Origin of the sequence: Shewanella sp. AS16 (assembly GCF_021412365.1) — a bacterium.
Classification (GTDB): Bacteria; Pseudomonadota; Gammaproteobacteria; order Enterobacterales; family Shewanellaceae; genus Shewanella; species Shewanella salipaludis.
Genome location: NZ_JAKCLK010000006.1, coordinates 101,403 through 117,069, shown reverse-complemented (window position 1 = coordinate 117,069; position 15,667 = coordinate 101,403). Strand labels below are relative to the sequence as shown.

Sequence of the window (15,667 nt, the reverse complement as noted above, 5' to 3'; positions counted from 1 at the left end):
GCCAGGTTTTGAAATAAAAAAGCGCCTCTCGGCGCTTTTTTATTAACCGTCAGCCAGGGTTCTGGGCATTACTCCGTAAATGGCCGCCATAAAAGCTGTGTTTGCCGGGCCTGGGCAATATTCCCCGGGATGTTTCTGGCGTACACTGTACCCACATATGGCGGGCAAAACTAGCTGAAGAAAAGAGGTGAGCATGGCGGGTCAAGATAGGCAAATAACCCTGAGATTTCTGGCCGAGCCGGCGGATGTCAATTTCGGCGGTAAGGTACACGGCGGCGCCGTGATGAAATGGATCGATTTGGCGGCTTATGCCTGCGCCGCCGGTTGGAGCGGTAAGTACAGCATCACTGTCTATGCCGGCGGGATCCGCTTTGTCGAGCCTATCCATGTAGGCAACATAGTCGAGGTCGGGGCCAAGGTGATCTACACCGGCAGGACCTCCATGCACATAGGCATAGACGTTAGGGCCGGAGATCCCAAGAACGCCGAGCGCCACCTGACCACACATTGTATCGTCATCATGGTGGCCGTCGATGATGAGGGGCAGCCGACGCCTGTGCCCGAGTGGGTTCCTGTCACAGAAGCGGATATCAAACTGCGGGATTCGGCCCTCAGGCTGATGGAGATGCGCAAGAAAATTGGCGCCGAAATGGCGGCCCACGTCATGTCTGGCGCTTAACCGGCCGTGGCTTTCACATTTGCCCTCCAAGGAGTAAACTGATACGCCGCTCCTGCGGGACAATAAACATCTGATTTCAAGCATAATCATAATAATTCTGTAACCCCTAATATTCACGGTAAGCGAAGGTATTTTCATGGCAAAAGTGGCATTCATAGGTTTAGGCGTCATGGGTTTCCCCATGGCTGGGCATCTGGTCGGTAAAGGCCACCAGGTCACTGTGTACAATCGGAGCCAGGAAAAGGCCCTGAAATGGGTCGAAACCCATGGCGGCCGCAGTTGCACCACCCCAAGAGAAGCCGCCGAGGGCCAGGAAATAGTGATCACTTGTGTCGGCAACGATGATGACCTGCGTCAGGTGGTGCTCGGGGAACAGGGGGCGCTGGCAGGCATGGCACCCGGTGCCGTGCTTATCGATCACACCACGGCCTCGGCCGATGTCGCCAGGGAGCTTGCGGCTCTGCTCGCGGAGCAGGGGATGAGCTTTCTCGATGCCCCAGTTTCGGGTGGCCAGGCGGGCGCCGAGAATGGTGTCTTGACCGTGATGGTCGGTGGTGAGCAAGGTGTGTTCGACAGGGTTAAGCCCGTGATAACGGCCTATGCCCGCTGCGCCGAGCGCCTCGGGGATGTGGGCGCCGGGCAATTGACCAAGATGGTCAATCAGATTTGCATCGCAGGCGTGGTCCAGGGCTTGGCCGAAGCGCTGCATTTCGCCCGCAGTGCCGGGCTGGATGGTGAGAAGGTGGTCGAGGTCATAAGCAAAGGTGCGGCCCAGAGCTGGCAGATGGAAAATCGTTACCAGAGCATGTGGCAGGGCAAGTATGATTTCGGCTTCGCCATAGATTGGATGCGCAAGGATTTAGCCATCGCCCTCGAAGAGGCGCGCCGCAACGGCTCCCAGTTGCCGATGACGGCGCTGGTTGATCAATTTTATGCCGAAGTGCAGGCCATGGGCGGCAATCGCTGGGATACCTCCAGCCTGTTGGCGCGACTGGAAAAGACGCGCAACTAGCCACAAATACCACACATAAAAAAGGACTGAAGCTCAGTCCTTTTTTATTGGCTTGAAGGCCCGTTTAGCTCGGTTCCAGCACCAGATGCTCCAGCTCGATAGTGCTGACGGCCTGAAGTGCATCCAGTGTTGCCCCGACCAGGCTGATCTTGCCCTGGGATGACTCTATCAGCAGGGCGCGATTGATGTCGCTAAAATCCCTGTCATGGCGCAGCAGCGCCGTCAGTGCCATTTGCATGGGCAGCATTGAGGGGTTGAAGGCGGCATTTTCGGCATAGCGGCCACAGAAGGTCGCCCCGTCATGGGTTTCCAACACCACGGCGGCAAAGCATTTGCTGTAGGGAGCATAACTGAGGCTGGCATGATCCAGGCCTTCTATGACCATGGGATCCGAGCTCTCGATGGCAAATTCGGTTTGCTGTTTGGATAACAAGGGCATGGTGACATTGAGATCCTGGGGACCGAAGGCATGGGGCAGATAATGGGACAGGGGCTGTACCTGCTGTCTGGGCAAATGTATCTGGATATTCGCCCCATTGACCAACTCGTTCATAAACTGGCGGCAATGCCCGCAAGGACTGGCGTTGACTATGATATCCAGGATCTGGCTCTCGCCGCTTAACCAGGCATGGCTGATGGCACTCTGCTCCGCATGGACTGAATGAAACAGGGCTTCGCCCGCCAGTTCGAGGTTGGCACCCATGTAGACAGCGCCGCTTTTGCCCTTGGCGATGGCACCGACATAGAAGTCGCTGATCGGCGGGTTGGCCAGCGCCGCGGCTATCGGCAGCAAGGCCAACAGGAGCTCGGTTTCACTCAGATTGGCGGCCGCCATCAACTGCGCCAATTGTTGTGCGTCCAGATGGCCGGCAAAGTCATGGCCCAATAGGGGTAACAGGGCACTGGCTAATTTTGGGGGTAACTGGGTTATGCTGTGTATGAATCTGTCTTGCATTTCCCTCATCCTTAATCGTTAAAGTCGCGGAATGTGATCCAGTCGCAATGAAGGGTATTCAGAGCGAACGCAAATAATGGCACAAGGCGGCCAGGAGCTTTTGTTCTGTTTCGTCTTCCGTGTCTTGCAACAAGTTCTCCAGGCGCAACAGGTAGTCGGGGTCGGCCAACCTTTGCTGACAAAATTCACGCCAGCGCAGGGACTCCTGTTCATCGAGCAGCTCAGGATAGTTGCGTGCCCGGTAACGGAATAACATCTCCTTGACTCTGGGATCGTCGAATTGCAGATCCAGGGCGGCCAGGTTTTGTGGTGTGGTGTGACGTATTATCTCCATCTTGGCCTTATCCGCATGGCTGAAAAAACCACCGCTGTAGAGCATGAGATCGGGATCCTGGTTGTCTGACTCATATTCGGATTGGGATTCGAACAGGGCAGTGAGCTTTTCCCGGATCTCAGGATGATTGCGCAATCGCTTATATTGCTCGCGGGCGAACGCCTTATCTATCTGCAATCGCTCCGCATTCTCATCAGTGAGCGTCTTGGCGGGTGAGATGAAGGGGCACTTGTTGATATGTATCTGCTTCACCGGAATGGGCAGCTCATCGGCGCCGAGCTCGGCTCTCGGGGTGTACATCCGGGTCTTGATGGCTTCAACGTCCAACTCGATCAACGGGCTGATATCCATCGCCATGTTGACACAGATGATGGCATTTTTGTTGACTGGATGATGGGCCACGGGGGCTATGATGGTAGTGCAGCCATGCAGTGCACTGATTTTGGAGCTGACATGCACCAAGGGTTGCATATTCAGCACATCCAGCTGCTCGCTGACCGCCTGCTTGCGCCGCAGGCCGAAATAGTATTGGTAGAGTTTGGGCTGCTTCTCTTTGATGAGTTTGGCTATGGCAATGGTCGCATATACGTCGGACAGGGCGTCGTGGGCCTTGTCATGGCTCAGGCCATTGGCTTGGGTGAGCTGTTCGAGTTTGAAGCTGGGGGAACCATCCTCTTTCTGTGGCCAATTTATGCCTTCAGGCCTGAAGGCATAGCAGGCCCTGACCAGGTCGATAATATCCCAGCGGGAATTGCCTTGCTGCCATTCTCTGGCATAGGGGTCGATGAAGTTGCGATAGAAGCCAAAGCGGGTGACTTCATCGTCGAACCTGAGTGAATTGTAGCCGACGACGCAGGTATTGGGTTGGCTGAACAAGGCGTTGATCTGCCCCATGAACTCGGTCTCGACCAGGCCCTTGAGGTTCGCCAGCTGAGGGGTGATCCCTGTGATCAGGATAGCCTCGGGAGAGGGCAGATAATCCGTGGCTTGCTTGCAATAGAAACTGACGGGTTCGCCTAGGATGTTGAGATCGAGATCGGTTCGGATCCCGGCAAACTGCGCCGGTCTGTCTTTGGCCGGGCTGACACCGAAGGTTTCATAATCGTGCCAAAACAAGGTTGGCTGAACGGGTGAGGACATAAGTATGAATAAAAAGGCAGACGTGAGAATGGAATTATCTTACCACCTAATGGGCTGACAGGGGCAGCAATCACTGCCTATCGACATCATTATCTTGATTAAATTCCTTGTTAACTCGTGACCCCTATCGGCTTCAAAGGTACAATCGTGCGCTAATTAAGGGACTGTGAGCCGTATGTATAACCCATTTTTCAGTCAGCCCGTCGTTGTCGATGTGCAACAAGAACGCCATTTAAGACTCAGATTACCCGAAGACGCCAGCGATTTTATCGTCTTGCAGATGCTCAATGCCCCCCTGGTTGAAATGATAGTTATCGACAACAGTGTCGGCAAGAGTCGTTTGACCATTAAAAGCCAAGCCTTCCTGCGCTTGGAATTCGAGCCGGAGTCTGCGACAGGAACAGAGACAGGCTCCAGAGAACTGCCATCGGGTCATAGCTTGGTTCGGGGTATGGGGCAGGGCCTGAGACTCTATCCCCGGCTGGGGACGGCCCCAGGGATCTGTGCCGCTCAGTTGCGGACCGGGATCTGTCTGACATTGACGCCCGGAGCGACAAGCTTGAGCTTCAGTCAGGCAGGGGACAGCTTGTTCGAATCTGTGCCGCTGGAGCATGACCTGCGCCTGTTTCAAGAGCCCAAGGACATAATGCTGGCCAAGGCACTGCTGGCCAGAAACTATGATTACAGTGAATCTTCACAGATGCTGGCGGTGCATATTGCCGAACTCGAGCAGGTCAGAAGCGATTTGCAGGCGTTTCTCAGGGGAGAGCTGGGTAAGTTGCATCCAGGTTTGTCGGCCGAAGCCACCCAATTGGATAGCCAGTTACTGAAAAAAAGACAATGGTTATTCCGAACTTACAGCCAACAACTGGAGCGCCAGAGCTACGGCCAGGCAGCAAATGAGAGCTTGAGCCAGGAAAAGCTGCAGCGCAAGCTTGACTGCTACGAACTGCTGGCGCCGTCGGGCGTGACAGAGATGGTCAGGCGACTCACAGATGATGAACATGACATCGTCTTGTAATTTCTGACATAAAGGAAGCCGGGTATCACTATGCATTATATTTGTCCCCTCTGCGCCGCGCCCTTGGTTTTGCAGGGCAACAGCTGGGGGTGTTTGGCCTCACATAGCTTCGATTGCGCCAAAGAAGGCTATGTGAATTTATTGCCTGTACAGAAGAAAAACTCCAAAGATCCGGGTGATAACCGGCAGATGATGTTCGCCAGGCGCGAGTTTCTCAATGCCGGTCATTACCAGGCATTGAGCGACAGGGTCAACGAGCTAGCGTTGGCCCATGCCCCCGAAGCCGGGAGCCTGCTGGATATAGGTTGCGGTGAGGGCTATTACAGCCAGAGGCTGTTTGACAGCATCAAGCGGCATCATGCCTGCCGCTTGCAGGGGCTGGATATTTCCAAATCCGCCATAAAATATGCCGCCAAACGCTACCCCGAGTCATCCTTCTGTGTCGCGAGTGCCTACGATATGCCGTTTGCGGCCCAGAGTTTCGACTTGGCCATCAGGATCTACGCGCCATCTAAGCTGGAGGAGGTGAGTCGGGTGTTGGCCAAGGAAGGCATATTGATCACGGTATCGCCCGGGCCCTGGCACCATTTTGCCCTGAAAAAACTGATTTATCCTGAACCCAGATTACATCCGGAAACGACGGCCGAGCTGGCAGGTTTCGATTGCCTGCATCAGGAGCGTCTGAGATGGCAGCTGACATTGATTGAGCCACAGGACATAGCCCACTTCCTCGAGATGACGCCTTATGCGTGGAAACTGACCGCCGAGCAAAAAATTAATTTGACCCAGCAGGGCCTGAGCTGTGAACTGGATTTCCAGATTGAAGTGCATAGAGTGAAATGCGTCTGAATGTTGTTTTTCGTAAGTCATTAAAATCAAAATGTTTTAATTTGTTTTTTTTACGGATTGCTAAAACCGAAGGCGTCTTGGTCAATGAGCCGGAACAGAGTATGGATAATGCCATGCAGAAACTAAAGTTGGCGTCGATATAGTTTGTTGACATATTCCGAAAATGGGTTATAGTCATACCAGCTTGAAGGTTGGGCTTATATTTATGTGTTCAATACGACCCAGTTCGTCCTGTAAACATAAGTAATACCGGCATTTTCCAGCTCCACCGCCGTTAAGGCTTTAATATTTTTATTTACAGGATTTATATCATGTCTCAAGTAACTGGTGTAGTTAAGTGGTTCAACTCTGACAAAGGTTTCGGATTCATCGAGCAAGAGTCTGGTCCAGACGTATTCGTTCACTTCCGTGCAATCAACTCTGACGGTTTCAAAACTCTTGACGAAGGTCAGAAAGTATCTTTCACTGTGACTCAAGGTCAGAAAGGTCCTCAAGCTGAAAACGTAACAATTATCGGCTAATCATTACTCGTCGGCCCCGGCTGACAGTAAGGACTCTAAAGGGCTATGGTGCAAACCATGGCTCTTTTTGTATCTGTATTTTTCGAGCCGTTGTTACCATCCCGAGTCTCGATTGCCGTTGCTGTATCCTCAAACCCATCAATTCGCATGCTTAGCAACTCTTGGCTCTCCTTAACTAATAGCCAGCTGTACAGCCCGGGGTCAGCTGACTCGCCGCCGGCTATGGCGCTTTCAGTATCCCCCGCGTCCTCTGCCTCTCCGGATTTTTTGCGCTTATTTTCAGCTCCATGGGTCGAGCCTTGCCGGCAAATTTTGCTGTCGCTGGTATAAAGTCATTGCTTTTATTCGATTTTAAATGTGTATTAGCAATATCTTTAATGATTCCTTCATGATGAATATCTAAGATAAGCGTCAAGCAGCCCACAGACACAGGACACTGATAATGGCGCAGGGGCTGAGTGCTAAACTATGACTCTTCAGGATTGATGAGTCAGATCCAATCAAAGGGAGGGGTATTTTGTCTGCAAAAATCTATTCTTTGGGGGCGGGGGCCACTTTGGCTGCGTTGGTGGCGGCGGGGTTCATTCTACTTCGTCTCTGGTTTTTCCCCTTGCTGCCTATCGATGAAACCCGCTACCTGTCTGTTGCATGGGAAATGTGGCAAAATCATAACTGGTTGGTGCCCCAGCTCAACGGGGAGCCCTATGCCCATAAGCCTCCCTTGCTCTTCTGGCTGATCAATGTCAACTGGTTGTGCTTCGGGGTGACAGATTTTACTTCCCGTGTTGTCATCCCTGTCGTCGGACTCAGCAGTTTTTTCCTGTTGAGCAGCATAGTGAATAACTTCTTCGCCAATGCGGCACGTATCGCGGCATTGGCTCCCATGATGTTACTCAGTTTCCTGCCCTGGCTGGTCTATTCCCCCCTGACCATGTTCGATGTGCTTGTGTGTGTCTGTTTACTGGCGTCGCTTTACTGCATGCTGAAATATGGCCAGGAGCAGACAACAGGCTGGTTGCTAGCCGCCGGGCTCGCGGTCGGCGCGGGTCTGCTCGCCAAGGGACCTGTGATGCTGGTTTTCTGGTTGCCGCTGGTATTGAGCCATCATTTTTGGAAGCCGGCCCCGGATCTTTGCAGCAAGACATGGGTCAAGGCCGCCCTGCTGGCCACCTTGCTCGGCATCCTGGTGGTGCTGCTTTGGGCTATTCCGGCGGCAATTTTCGGTGGCGAGACTTATGCCGAGGCGATATTGTGGCGGCAGACGACGGGACGCATTGCCAACGCCTTCGCCCATGCCAGGCCCTGGTATTGGTATCTGCTGTTATTGCCCTTGCTGTTATTGCCCTGGAGCCTGACCGGAATTTGGCGGGGAGCCTGGGCCAAGACGCCATTGCAGCGTTTTGCCCTGTGGGGCATGCTGCCCCAGTTACTGCTGTTTAGCCTGATGAGTGGCAAGCAGGTGCATTATCTCATCCCTCTGTTGCCTTTCGCTGCCCTGTGGATGGCCTGTAAATGGCCAGATATACGTCCAAGGTATTACGGCATGGTGGCCTTGTTGTTGGTTATCGCCTTAAGCCTTGTGGTGTTACCCGAAGTCACGGCACACTATTTTCCGGGGGCGTCACTCTCGCCATGGGTCAGGGCTTTGAGCTTGTTGCCATTGGCGCTGGCCTTGCTGTTGACCACCAGGCCCAACACGCGTTGGCTGCTGCTTGCCTTTCCGCTGGCATTGCAGTCTCTGCTGCTGGGGATATCCCCAGTGATCCGGCATTATTATGATCTGCAAGTCTTTGCCAGGGAGGTCATAGGTGTGCAGGAGCAAGGCAAGCCCATTGCCTATGTCGATGATTATGCCGATCAGTTTCGATTTCTGGCCAGGGGCACACAGGCATTGACTGAGTTGCGGACCGAGCATGACATTGAGCGCTGGATTGAGCAGCATCCTGAGGGGTATCTTGTCCTGGAGCATAAGGCCCCTGGCGGCGATCTGGCGCGATATGCACAGCTCGCCATGCCCTATCGCAATGGCGAGTATCTGCTTATCCGCAATTCTCGTTGGCAAGAAATGGAAGTGAAAACTGCTTTGTTCTGATGAGCCGCTTGCCCGGGCGCAGCGCTGTCGTGGCGCTGTCGTGGCGCTGCGCCCGGGATTGTGACTGTGGGCCTTGCCCCCGTGCCTTGTGGCCATCGCCTTTTCAGCCAAAAGCCCTTAAGAGAAGAGGGTGTCTTCCAGGGTGCGCCCCTTCAACAGCATCTTATACTGCCAGCCCTGTTGCTCAAACAGCTTGAAGAGTGCCGGCTCCAGAGCGGATGTGAGATCTGGATCGTATTGGATAACGAACTCATTACTGTTCTTCGAGGTGACAGCTATGACCCCGGTGCGGGCACTGAGCTCCTTGGTGAGGCTGTCGGCATCACAGGACTGCATGGTCAGGGTGAGGTAATCGAACTGCGCCTGGTTGCCGGATTGCAAGGATACAGATTGGTTCAGCCGACCTTGGTCCAAATACAATACCTGATCGCACAGTTTTTCCAGTTCATCCAGATTGTGCGAACTTATGATGAAAGTGATCTCGCCGGACAGGCTTCGCACCAGCTCCCGGATTTTTTTGGCATTGGCCGGGTCCAGCCCCGAGGTGGGTTCATCGAGCAGCACCAACTCTGGGCTGCCCATCAGCGCCTGGGCGATGGAGACCCTCTTGCTCATGCCGTGGCTCAGGCTGGGGGGCTTCTGTCCGGCGACGTCGGTCAGATCCACCAGGGCAAGTACCCTCAGGGCCTCCTGTCTGGCCGCATTGGGTTTCATGCCCTGCAACTGAGCCAGCAGGGTTAGCTGTGACAAAATCGAGAGGTTGGGATCCAGCTTGGCATCCTGGGGCAGGGCCGACACCCGCCCCAGGAGTGGAGCACTGCCGGGTTTCTCACCCAAGATCAATATCTCTCCCTTGCTGGGGGTCAAATAGCCGCACATGAGGCTGAAGAGCGTGGTTTTCCCGGCACCGTTGGGGCCCACCAGGGCTATGGGCGCGCCGGCATTCAGGTTGAAATCGACGTTATCGAGTGCCAGTTTGTTGCCATAGAATTGGCTGAGGCCGGTGCAATTAACCAACATCATAATGCGCTCCTTTGCAGGTAGACTCGTCCCAGCAGCAGAATGACTGCAGTCTGGAGCAGCGGAATGGGGGCGTAGCTGAAGCTGGCCAGTCCTTGGGTGTTGATCATGGCGTCCAGTTGCGAGCCAGGCAATACCCAGCGCAGCGCAGCAACATAAGGCAACTGACTGTCCAGCAACATGATGCCGATAGAGACCAGGGTCCATAATATGGTGGCGTAGATGGTCGCCTGACGGGCAGTCGAGGCATAGAGTGACAGTATGGCCATCACAGCCGTGTAGGGCATGATCACTATGATGAGGTTAATCGCGACGCCCAGGCCGGTATTGCCGGCGGCCAGCAGGAGGTTGGGATCCCGGGAGGCGGCCAATATTATGGTCGCCAGCACTGTGAGCAAGATCAGCAGGGACTGAATGAGCATCTGTCCCAGGAAGCGCCCGAAAAATAAACTGTCGCGGCTGGCCCTGAGGCAAATGAAGCGGAAGGTACCCCGGCTCTTATCCGAGGCGAACTGATCGGCGGCAATGAAAATGCTGAAAATCGGAAACAGGTATAGGGCGACGCACCAGAATACCGCCAATTCGGCCACCGGCCAGTCAAACAGCTCGTTGAGAGTATTGGGGCCAAAGAGGCCATCCATCATTTCTTTAAACTGAGGCTGGAGTAATATCCCCGAGGCGCTTTGCACCGGATAGAGGAGAATCAGCCCCCATACCAGGCCGAAAGCGATTAAGGCGACAATTCCCCGGGTTTGTAAGAAGAGTTTATGCAATTCGAACTTGGCAATGATGAGACTGTTGCGCAAGCCCGTGGGAGGGGTGTGATTGACCATGGAGTGCAGATCCTTTAACGCATGTTGCCGACCATCTTGGACGGTTTGATTATTTGGTAGCGGCCAGCAATAGCGCCACTTGCTCGGTTAATTGGGCGAGCTGGTGTTCGAGCCGAGCGACTCTGTCGACCAGCTCGGCTTCGCCCGTGTCGGCTGTCATGTCACTGGCTGCGTGCTCATCGGCTGCAGCAGCTTGTATCTTTGGCGAGCCCGCCTGGCTGGCAGAGCCACTGAACAACTGCTCGAAGCGGCATTCACGCTTGCCCGGCTCCCGGGGGAGTTGTCCCAGCATGGGGGGCTCGGCTCGCACCAGCTCTGCGAGTGTCTGTTCGACTTCGGCAATATCCTTGAAGTTATGCAGTCTGTTGCTGCGGGTGCGCAACTCGCCGGCCGTCTGTGGGCCGCGCAGCAGTAACAGGCAAACTATGGCCAGCTGCGCCGCCGTCAGCTGCAACTCACCAAACTCTGTGTTACAGAATCTGTGTTGATACTTGATGACCCTGCTGCCGAAGCCGGACTGCTCGCTGATGAGCCTGCGTTTCGCCAAGGAATCCAGACTCGCCTGCACCTGAGTTTCGCTCAGTTCCAGCACAGGATCGCGACTGGACTTCTGATTACAGGCCAAGGTCAGGGCGTTGAGTGACAAAGGGTACTGTTCCGGGGTGGTGACTTCTTTTTCCAGAAGGCAGCCTATGACTCTGGCTTCGTGTGACGTGAGTAGCATATGGGCTCCGCATAAAAAAGCATGGCTTTGTTATAACAGAGCCATGCCGATTATCCTAGGAGTTGTCCCAGCGAGCGGATATATTGCTGCTAAATCAGTCAATCAGGCGTCTTCTGTGAGCCTTAAACCGTCGCTGTCAATGCTGAGCTGGCCGGCTTTGAATAGCCCGCCTATGGATTTCTTGAAGGCTTTCTTGCTCATGCCAAGCTGCTCATAAATGATGCCGGCATCCGTCTTGTCGGTTAACGGCAGGAAACCACCGGCCTGCTTTAACTTGGACAAGATGAGTCTGGCGTGTTGATCCAGCTCCTCTTTACCGCCTTGTTGCAGTGCTAAGTCTATCTTGCCGTCGGCGCGCACCTGTTTAATGAACCCCTTCAGTTTCTGGCCAAACCTCAGTTTCTGGAATACCTGGTTCTGGTAGATGACGCCCCAGTGTTGCTGGTTGACTATGGCCTTGTAGCCCAAGTCTGTGGTGCCGCCTATGATGAGCTCCACCTGCTGGCCAACGTCATAATCCGGGGCCGTCTTATCAAGGAACTTGTCGAGCTTGGCCGAGGCGACGATGCGTTCATCGGCTCTGTTGGCATGGACATGGACTAGGTAGGAGCGGCCTTCTTCTATGGTCTTATGTTGTTCGCCGAAGGGCAGCAGCAAGTCTTTATCCAGCCCCCAGTCGAGAAAAGCGCCATAGGGGCCGGTGGCAACGGCTTTCAAATAGGCAAATTCACCCACTTGCGCCAGTGGGCGACGGGTGGTGGCTATGACCATATCTTCCGAGTCCAGGTAGAGGAAGACCTCGAGCCAATCGCCGACTTGGCAGTCCTTTGGCGTGACCTTGTTGGGTAACAGGACTTGCCCCAGCTCCTGGGCGTTGAGGTACACCCCAAAACTGACCTGTTTAACGACTTCAAGCTTGCAGATTCTGCCTATCTGTATCATGTAATTCTCTATGTGCACTATCGATTGTAACTGGGGAGAATTATAGAGGAATTCCCCTTGGGATGCTCGACAAGTTTTCCCATGCCGCAATACGGGAATGAGCCCGGAATATTAAAAAATATTGAACAGTATTGCCGAGGAGAATGTCAGGTTATCATTCTGATTATTATCGCGAATTTTATGCCTGGTCGCCAATGCTGTCTCCATGGCGTGTGGATTATTTTTTAACGGCTAATTTAAAGTGATATTCCTGCTTGCATTATGGCGCCCAGCAAGGTTTAATTGCGCCGTTTTACGAGTTAGCGGCTTGATACTTATGGAGACATCTACTAAGTTATCGGGTTTAAGCCGCCTCCAGGCTTTATGGTTCACAGGTCATGAACCGTGTTCTTGCACTATCATAAGTTACACGGGGTTAAGAGGGGTTTTAGCTAATGCATAACCATAGATTTTTCATTCTGCGCTTACCTGTGGCAGCCTGCCCGGTAGCCTGTGCCGACACACGCTTGAAGCACCTCACGCTTAACCGCATCAATTCCGGCCGCGAAGAGACCAACAGTCCCCAGTCATAGGCGTCGCTCAGCTCCCTGGAGTGGCGGCTGGTGCATCGGAATTCCCTGGAAGGAAGCATCCGATGTTGAGTGCTTTGATTTTTTTACCCTCTGATGTCGAGGTGGTGCGGTCAATTTCATGCAAGCTAACAACAGATACTGTGAAACCCTGTACGGCGCTTATGGGCAATATTTTACCCAGGATAAACTGGTCTTCGAGCAGACAACGCCCCAGTGGCAGTTGACTATCTTCGACAATGCCAGGTTTGGTCGTGTGATGTCACTCAATGGCGCCATACAGACGACGGAAAGAGACGAGTTCATCTATCATGAGATGTTGACCCATGTGCCCATATTGGCCCATGGCGCAGTGCAGAGTGTGCTGATCATAGGCGGGGGCGACGGCGGCATGCTCAGAGAAGTGGTGAAGCATGCTCAGATCCGCAATATCACCCTGGTGGAAATCGATGCGGCTGTGATTGAGATGTGCAAGACTTACTTCCCGCAGCATTCCCAGGGCGCGTTCGAAGATGAGCGGGTCGAGGTAGTGATAGCGGACGGGATGGCATTTGTGCAGTCCTGTCAGCAAGGCTTCGATGTGATTATTTCCGACTGTACGGATCCGGTCGGACCGGGTGAAGTCTTGTTCAGTTCGGACTTTTATCAGGCTTGTATTGCATGCCTTAATGCAGAGGGTATTTTCGTCGCCCAGAATGGGGTGCCATTCATGCAACCCGACGAAGTGCCAAACACAGTAAGGCGCATGAGCCCATATGTGAAGGAATGTTGGTTCTATATGGCCGCCGTGCCCACCTATGTCGGTGGCAGCATGGCGTTTGCATGGGCAACAGATAACCTGAGTGCGCGCCAGCTCGATTTGGCCAGCCTCATGGCTCGTTATGACGCGGCTGGGATCAGCACGCGTTATTACACGCCAGCAATACATCAGGCGAGCTTCGCTTTGCCTGGATTTGTAGAACAAGCCGTCAGGTCTGCCCTGACTGTCTAACCCATTTTTAATTAACGGGCTAAATATATAATGAATGATTGGTCTATTGATGATGCTCGTTCTGGGTACAATGTAACCCACTGGAGCCAAGGATTTTACGGTATCAGCGATGGCGGTGAGGTGACTGTTTCACCGGATCCAGCGAACCCTGAATACAAGATTGGCTTGAACGAGCTGGCCAAAGACATGGTCAAGGCCGGGGTAGCCTTACCCGTGTTGGTGCGTTTCCCACAGATATTGCATCATAGAGTCAACAGCCTGTGTCACGCCTTCGATCAGGCGATCCAGAAGTATGAATACCAGGCCGACTACTTGCTGGTTTACCCCATCAAGGTGAACCAACAGCAGACAGTGGTCGAAGAGATCCTGGCGAGCCAGGTCTCCAAGGAAGTGCCACAGCTTGGATTGGAAGCCGGCAGTAAGCCTGAGTTGATGGCCGTACTGGCCATGGCACAGAAGGCCAGTTCCGTCATCGTCTGTAATGGCTACAAAGACAACGAATACATACGCTTGGCATTGATCGGCGAAAAGCTGGGTCATAAAGTCTACATAGTGCTGGAAAAGCTGTCTGAACTTAAGATGGTATTGACCGAATCCAAGCGCCTGGGCGTGACCCCAAGACTGGGCCTGCGTACCCGCCTGGCATTCCAGGGCAAGGGTAAATGGCAGGCCAGTGGCGGCGAAAAGTCCAAGTTTGGCTTGTCGGCGGCGCAGGTACTGACGGTCGTCGAGCAGCTGAAACAGCATGATATGCTGGACTCGCTGCAGCTGCTGCATTTCCACCTGGGATCGCAAATCGCCAACATCCGCGATATTCGTCAGGGTGTGAGCGAAGCCGGACGTTTCTATTGCGAATTGCGCAAACTCGGCGCCAGCGTCAATTGTTTCGACGTGGGTGGCGGTCTGGCGGTGGACTATGACGGTACCCGCAGCCAGAGCAATAACTCGATGAACTACGGCCTGACCGAATATGCCAACAACATAGTCAATGTGCTGACCGATATCTGTAATGAGTACGAGCAGCCGATGCCGCGTATCATCTCTGAATCCGGGCGTTATTTGACGGCTCATCATGCCGTGCTGATCACTGATGTGATAGGCACCGAAGCCTATGTGCCTGAAAATATTCAGCCACCGGCGGAAGAATCGCCCCAGTTGCTGCATAACATGTGGCAGTCCTGGTCCGAGATCCGTGGCCGCGCCGATCAGCGGGCGCTGATTGAAATCTACCATGACAGCCAGAGCGACTTGGCCGAAGCCCATTCCTTGTTTGCCACAGGGCAAATCAACCTGGCGGAACGCGCCTGGGCCGAACAGGCGAACCTGCGGGTATGTCATGAAGTGCAGGGCATGTTGAGTGCGAAAAACCGTTACCACAGACCCATCATAGATGAGCTCAATGAGAAACTGGCCGATAAGTTCTTCGTGAACTTCTCCCTGTTCCAATCTCTGCCGGATGCCTGGGGCATAGATCAGGTGTTCCCCGTGCTGCCTCTGTCCGGGCTGGATAAGGCACCCGAGCGCCGCGCCGTGATGCTGGACATCACCTGCGATTCCGATGGCATAGTAGATCAGTACGTCGATGGTCAGGGGATTGAAACGACCCTGCCTGTGCCTGCCTGGAGTGCCGAGAGCCCATACCTGATAGGTTTCTTCCTGGTGGGGGCTTACCAGGAAATTCTGGGTGACATGCATAACCTGTTCGGCGATACCAACTCGGCCGTGGTGCGTATCGATGACAAGGGCCTGACCAATATCGAGTCCGTGCTCGCCGGTGATACAGTGGCGGACGTGTTGCGCTACGTTAACCTGGATGCCGTGTCTTTCATGCGTACCTATGAAGAATTGGTGAATCTGCATATAGAGGAAGCTGAACGGGCCAACATACTCGAAGAGCTGCAACTGGGCTTGAAGGGTTATACCTATTTAGAAGACTTCTCGGTAGAGCAGGTTTAAATCTAAGCAAGCATGAAACAGGCCGGCAG

14 protein-coding genes are annotated in these 15,667 nt (G+C 53.8%); 8 read left to right on the top strand and 6 right to left on the bottom strand.

All coding sequences use genetic code 11. The features are described from left to right. Positions 1 to 193: 193 nt before the first annotated feature. Positions 194 to 679: an acyl-CoA thioesterase gene (locus LZP73_RS14975; protein ID WP_234235793.1), complete on the top strand. Its 486-nt coding sequence runs from the start codon at positions 194 to 196 to the stop codon at positions 677 to 679. A 136-nt stretch (positions 680 to 815) separates the two neighbouring features. Next, on the top strand, positions 816 to 1,691 hold the full coding sequence (locus LZP73_RS14970; RefSeq protein ID WP_234235792.1) for an NAD(P)-dependent oxidoreductase: 876 nt from the start codon (positions 816 to 818) through the stop codon (positions 1,689 to 1,691). Between the two features lie 64 nt (positions 1,692 to 1,755). Here LZP73_RS14970 and cdd read toward each other — a convergent pair whose 3' ends face one another. Both cdd and sbcB read right to left on the bottom strand, forming a co-directional pair. Beyond that, complete coding sequence (gene cdd / locus LZP73_RS14965; RefSeq protein WP_234235791.1) at positions 1,756 to 2,646, bottom strand: cytidine deaminase; 891 nt, start codon at positions 2,644 to 2,646, stop codon at positions 1,756 to 1,758. A gap of 58 nt (positions 2,647 to 2,704) precedes the next feature. Continuing rightward, on the bottom strand, positions 2,705 to 4,120 hold the full coding sequence (gene sbcB / locus LZP73_RS14960) for an exodeoxyribonuclease I (RefSeq protein ID WP_234235790.1): 1,416 nt from the start codon (positions 4,118 to 4,120) through the stop codon (positions 2,705 to 2,707). A gap of 175 nt (positions 4,121 to 4,295) precedes the next feature. Between sbcB and LZP73_RS14955 the strand changes: the two genes are divergently transcribed. From LZP73_RS14955 to LZP73_RS14940, 4 genes are all read left to right on the top strand, one after another. Then, positions 4,296 to 5,141 (top strand): hypothetical protein, encoded by an 846-nt coding sequence (locus LZP73_RS14955; RefSeq protein WP_234235789.1) that lies wholly within the window; start codon positions 4,296 to 4,298, stop codon positions 5,139 to 5,141. A 30-nt stretch (positions 5,142 to 5,171) separates the two neighbouring features. Continuing rightward, positions 5,172 to 5,990 (top strand): 23S rRNA (guanine(745)-N(1))-methyltransferase, encoded by an 819-nt coding sequence (gene rlmA, locus LZP73_RS14950; RefSeq protein WP_234235788.1) that lies wholly within the window; start codon positions 5,172 to 5,174, stop codon positions 5,988 to 5,990. A 311-nt stretch (positions 5,991 to 6,301) separates the two neighbouring features. Then, positions 6,302 to 6,511 (top strand): cold-shock protein, encoded by a 210-nt coding sequence (locus tag LZP73_RS14945; RefSeq protein WP_011789734.1) that lies wholly within the window; start codon positions 6,302 to 6,304, stop codon positions 6,509 to 6,511. A 517-nt stretch (positions 6,512 to 7,028) separates the two neighbouring features. After that, the gene (locus LZP73_RS14940) at positions 7,029 to 8,603 is read left to right on the top strand and encodes an ArnT family glycosyltransferase (protein WP_234235787.1); all 1,575 of its coding nucleotides are present in this window, start codon (positions 7,029 to 7,031) and stop codon (positions 8,601 to 8,603) included. Between the two features lie 117 nt (positions 8,604 to 8,720). On the opposite strand, the gene LZP73_RS14935 is transcribed toward LZP73_RS14940, so the two are convergent. From LZP73_RS14935 to LZP73_RS14920, 4 genes are all read right to left on the bottom strand, one after another. Then, on the bottom strand, positions 8,721 to 9,626 hold the full coding sequence (locus tag LZP73_RS14935) for an ABC transporter ATP-binding protein (protein ID WP_234235786.1): 906 nt from the start codon (positions 9,624 to 9,626) through the stop codon (positions 8,721 to 8,723). Continuing rightward, complete coding sequence (locus tag LZP73_RS14930; RefSeq protein ID WP_234235785.1) at positions 9,623 to 10,456, bottom strand: ABC transporter permease; 834 nt, start codon at positions 10,454 to 10,456, stop codon at positions 9,623 to 9,625. Before LZP73_RS14930 ends, LZP73_RS14935 begins: the two co-directional genes overlap by 4 nt. 49 nt (positions 10,457 to 10,505) lie before the next feature. Continuing rightward, on the bottom strand, positions 10,506 to 11,180 hold the full coding sequence (locus tag LZP73_RS14925; RefSeq protein WP_234235784.1) for a YceH family protein: 675 nt from the start codon (positions 11,178 to 11,180) through the stop codon (positions 10,506 to 10,508). A gap of 102 nt (positions 11,181 to 11,282) precedes the next feature. Next, on the bottom strand, positions 11,283 to 12,122 hold the full coding sequence (locus tag LZP73_RS14920) for a CvfB family protein (protein WP_234235783.1): 840 nt from the start codon (positions 12,120 to 12,122) through the stop codon (positions 11,283 to 11,285). A 690-nt stretch (positions 12,123 to 12,812) separates the two neighbouring features. On the opposite strand from LZP73_RS14920, the gene speE reads away from it, so the two are divergent. Both speE and speA read left to right on the top strand, forming a co-directional pair. Further along, positions 12,813 to 13,682 (top strand): polyamine aminopropyltransferase, encoded by an 870-nt coding sequence (gene speE, locus LZP73_RS14915; RefSeq protein WP_234235782.1) that lies wholly within the window; start codon positions 12,813 to 12,815, stop codon positions 13,680 to 13,682. A gap of 30 nt (positions 13,683 to 13,712) precedes the next feature. Next, positions 13,713 to 15,638: a biosynthetic arginine decarboxylase gene (gene speA, locus LZP73_RS14910; protein ID WP_234235781.1), complete on the top strand. Its 1,926-nt coding sequence runs from the start codon at positions 13,713 to 13,715 to the stop codon at positions 15,636 to 15,638. Positions 15,639 to 15,667 lie beyond the last annotated feature (29 nt).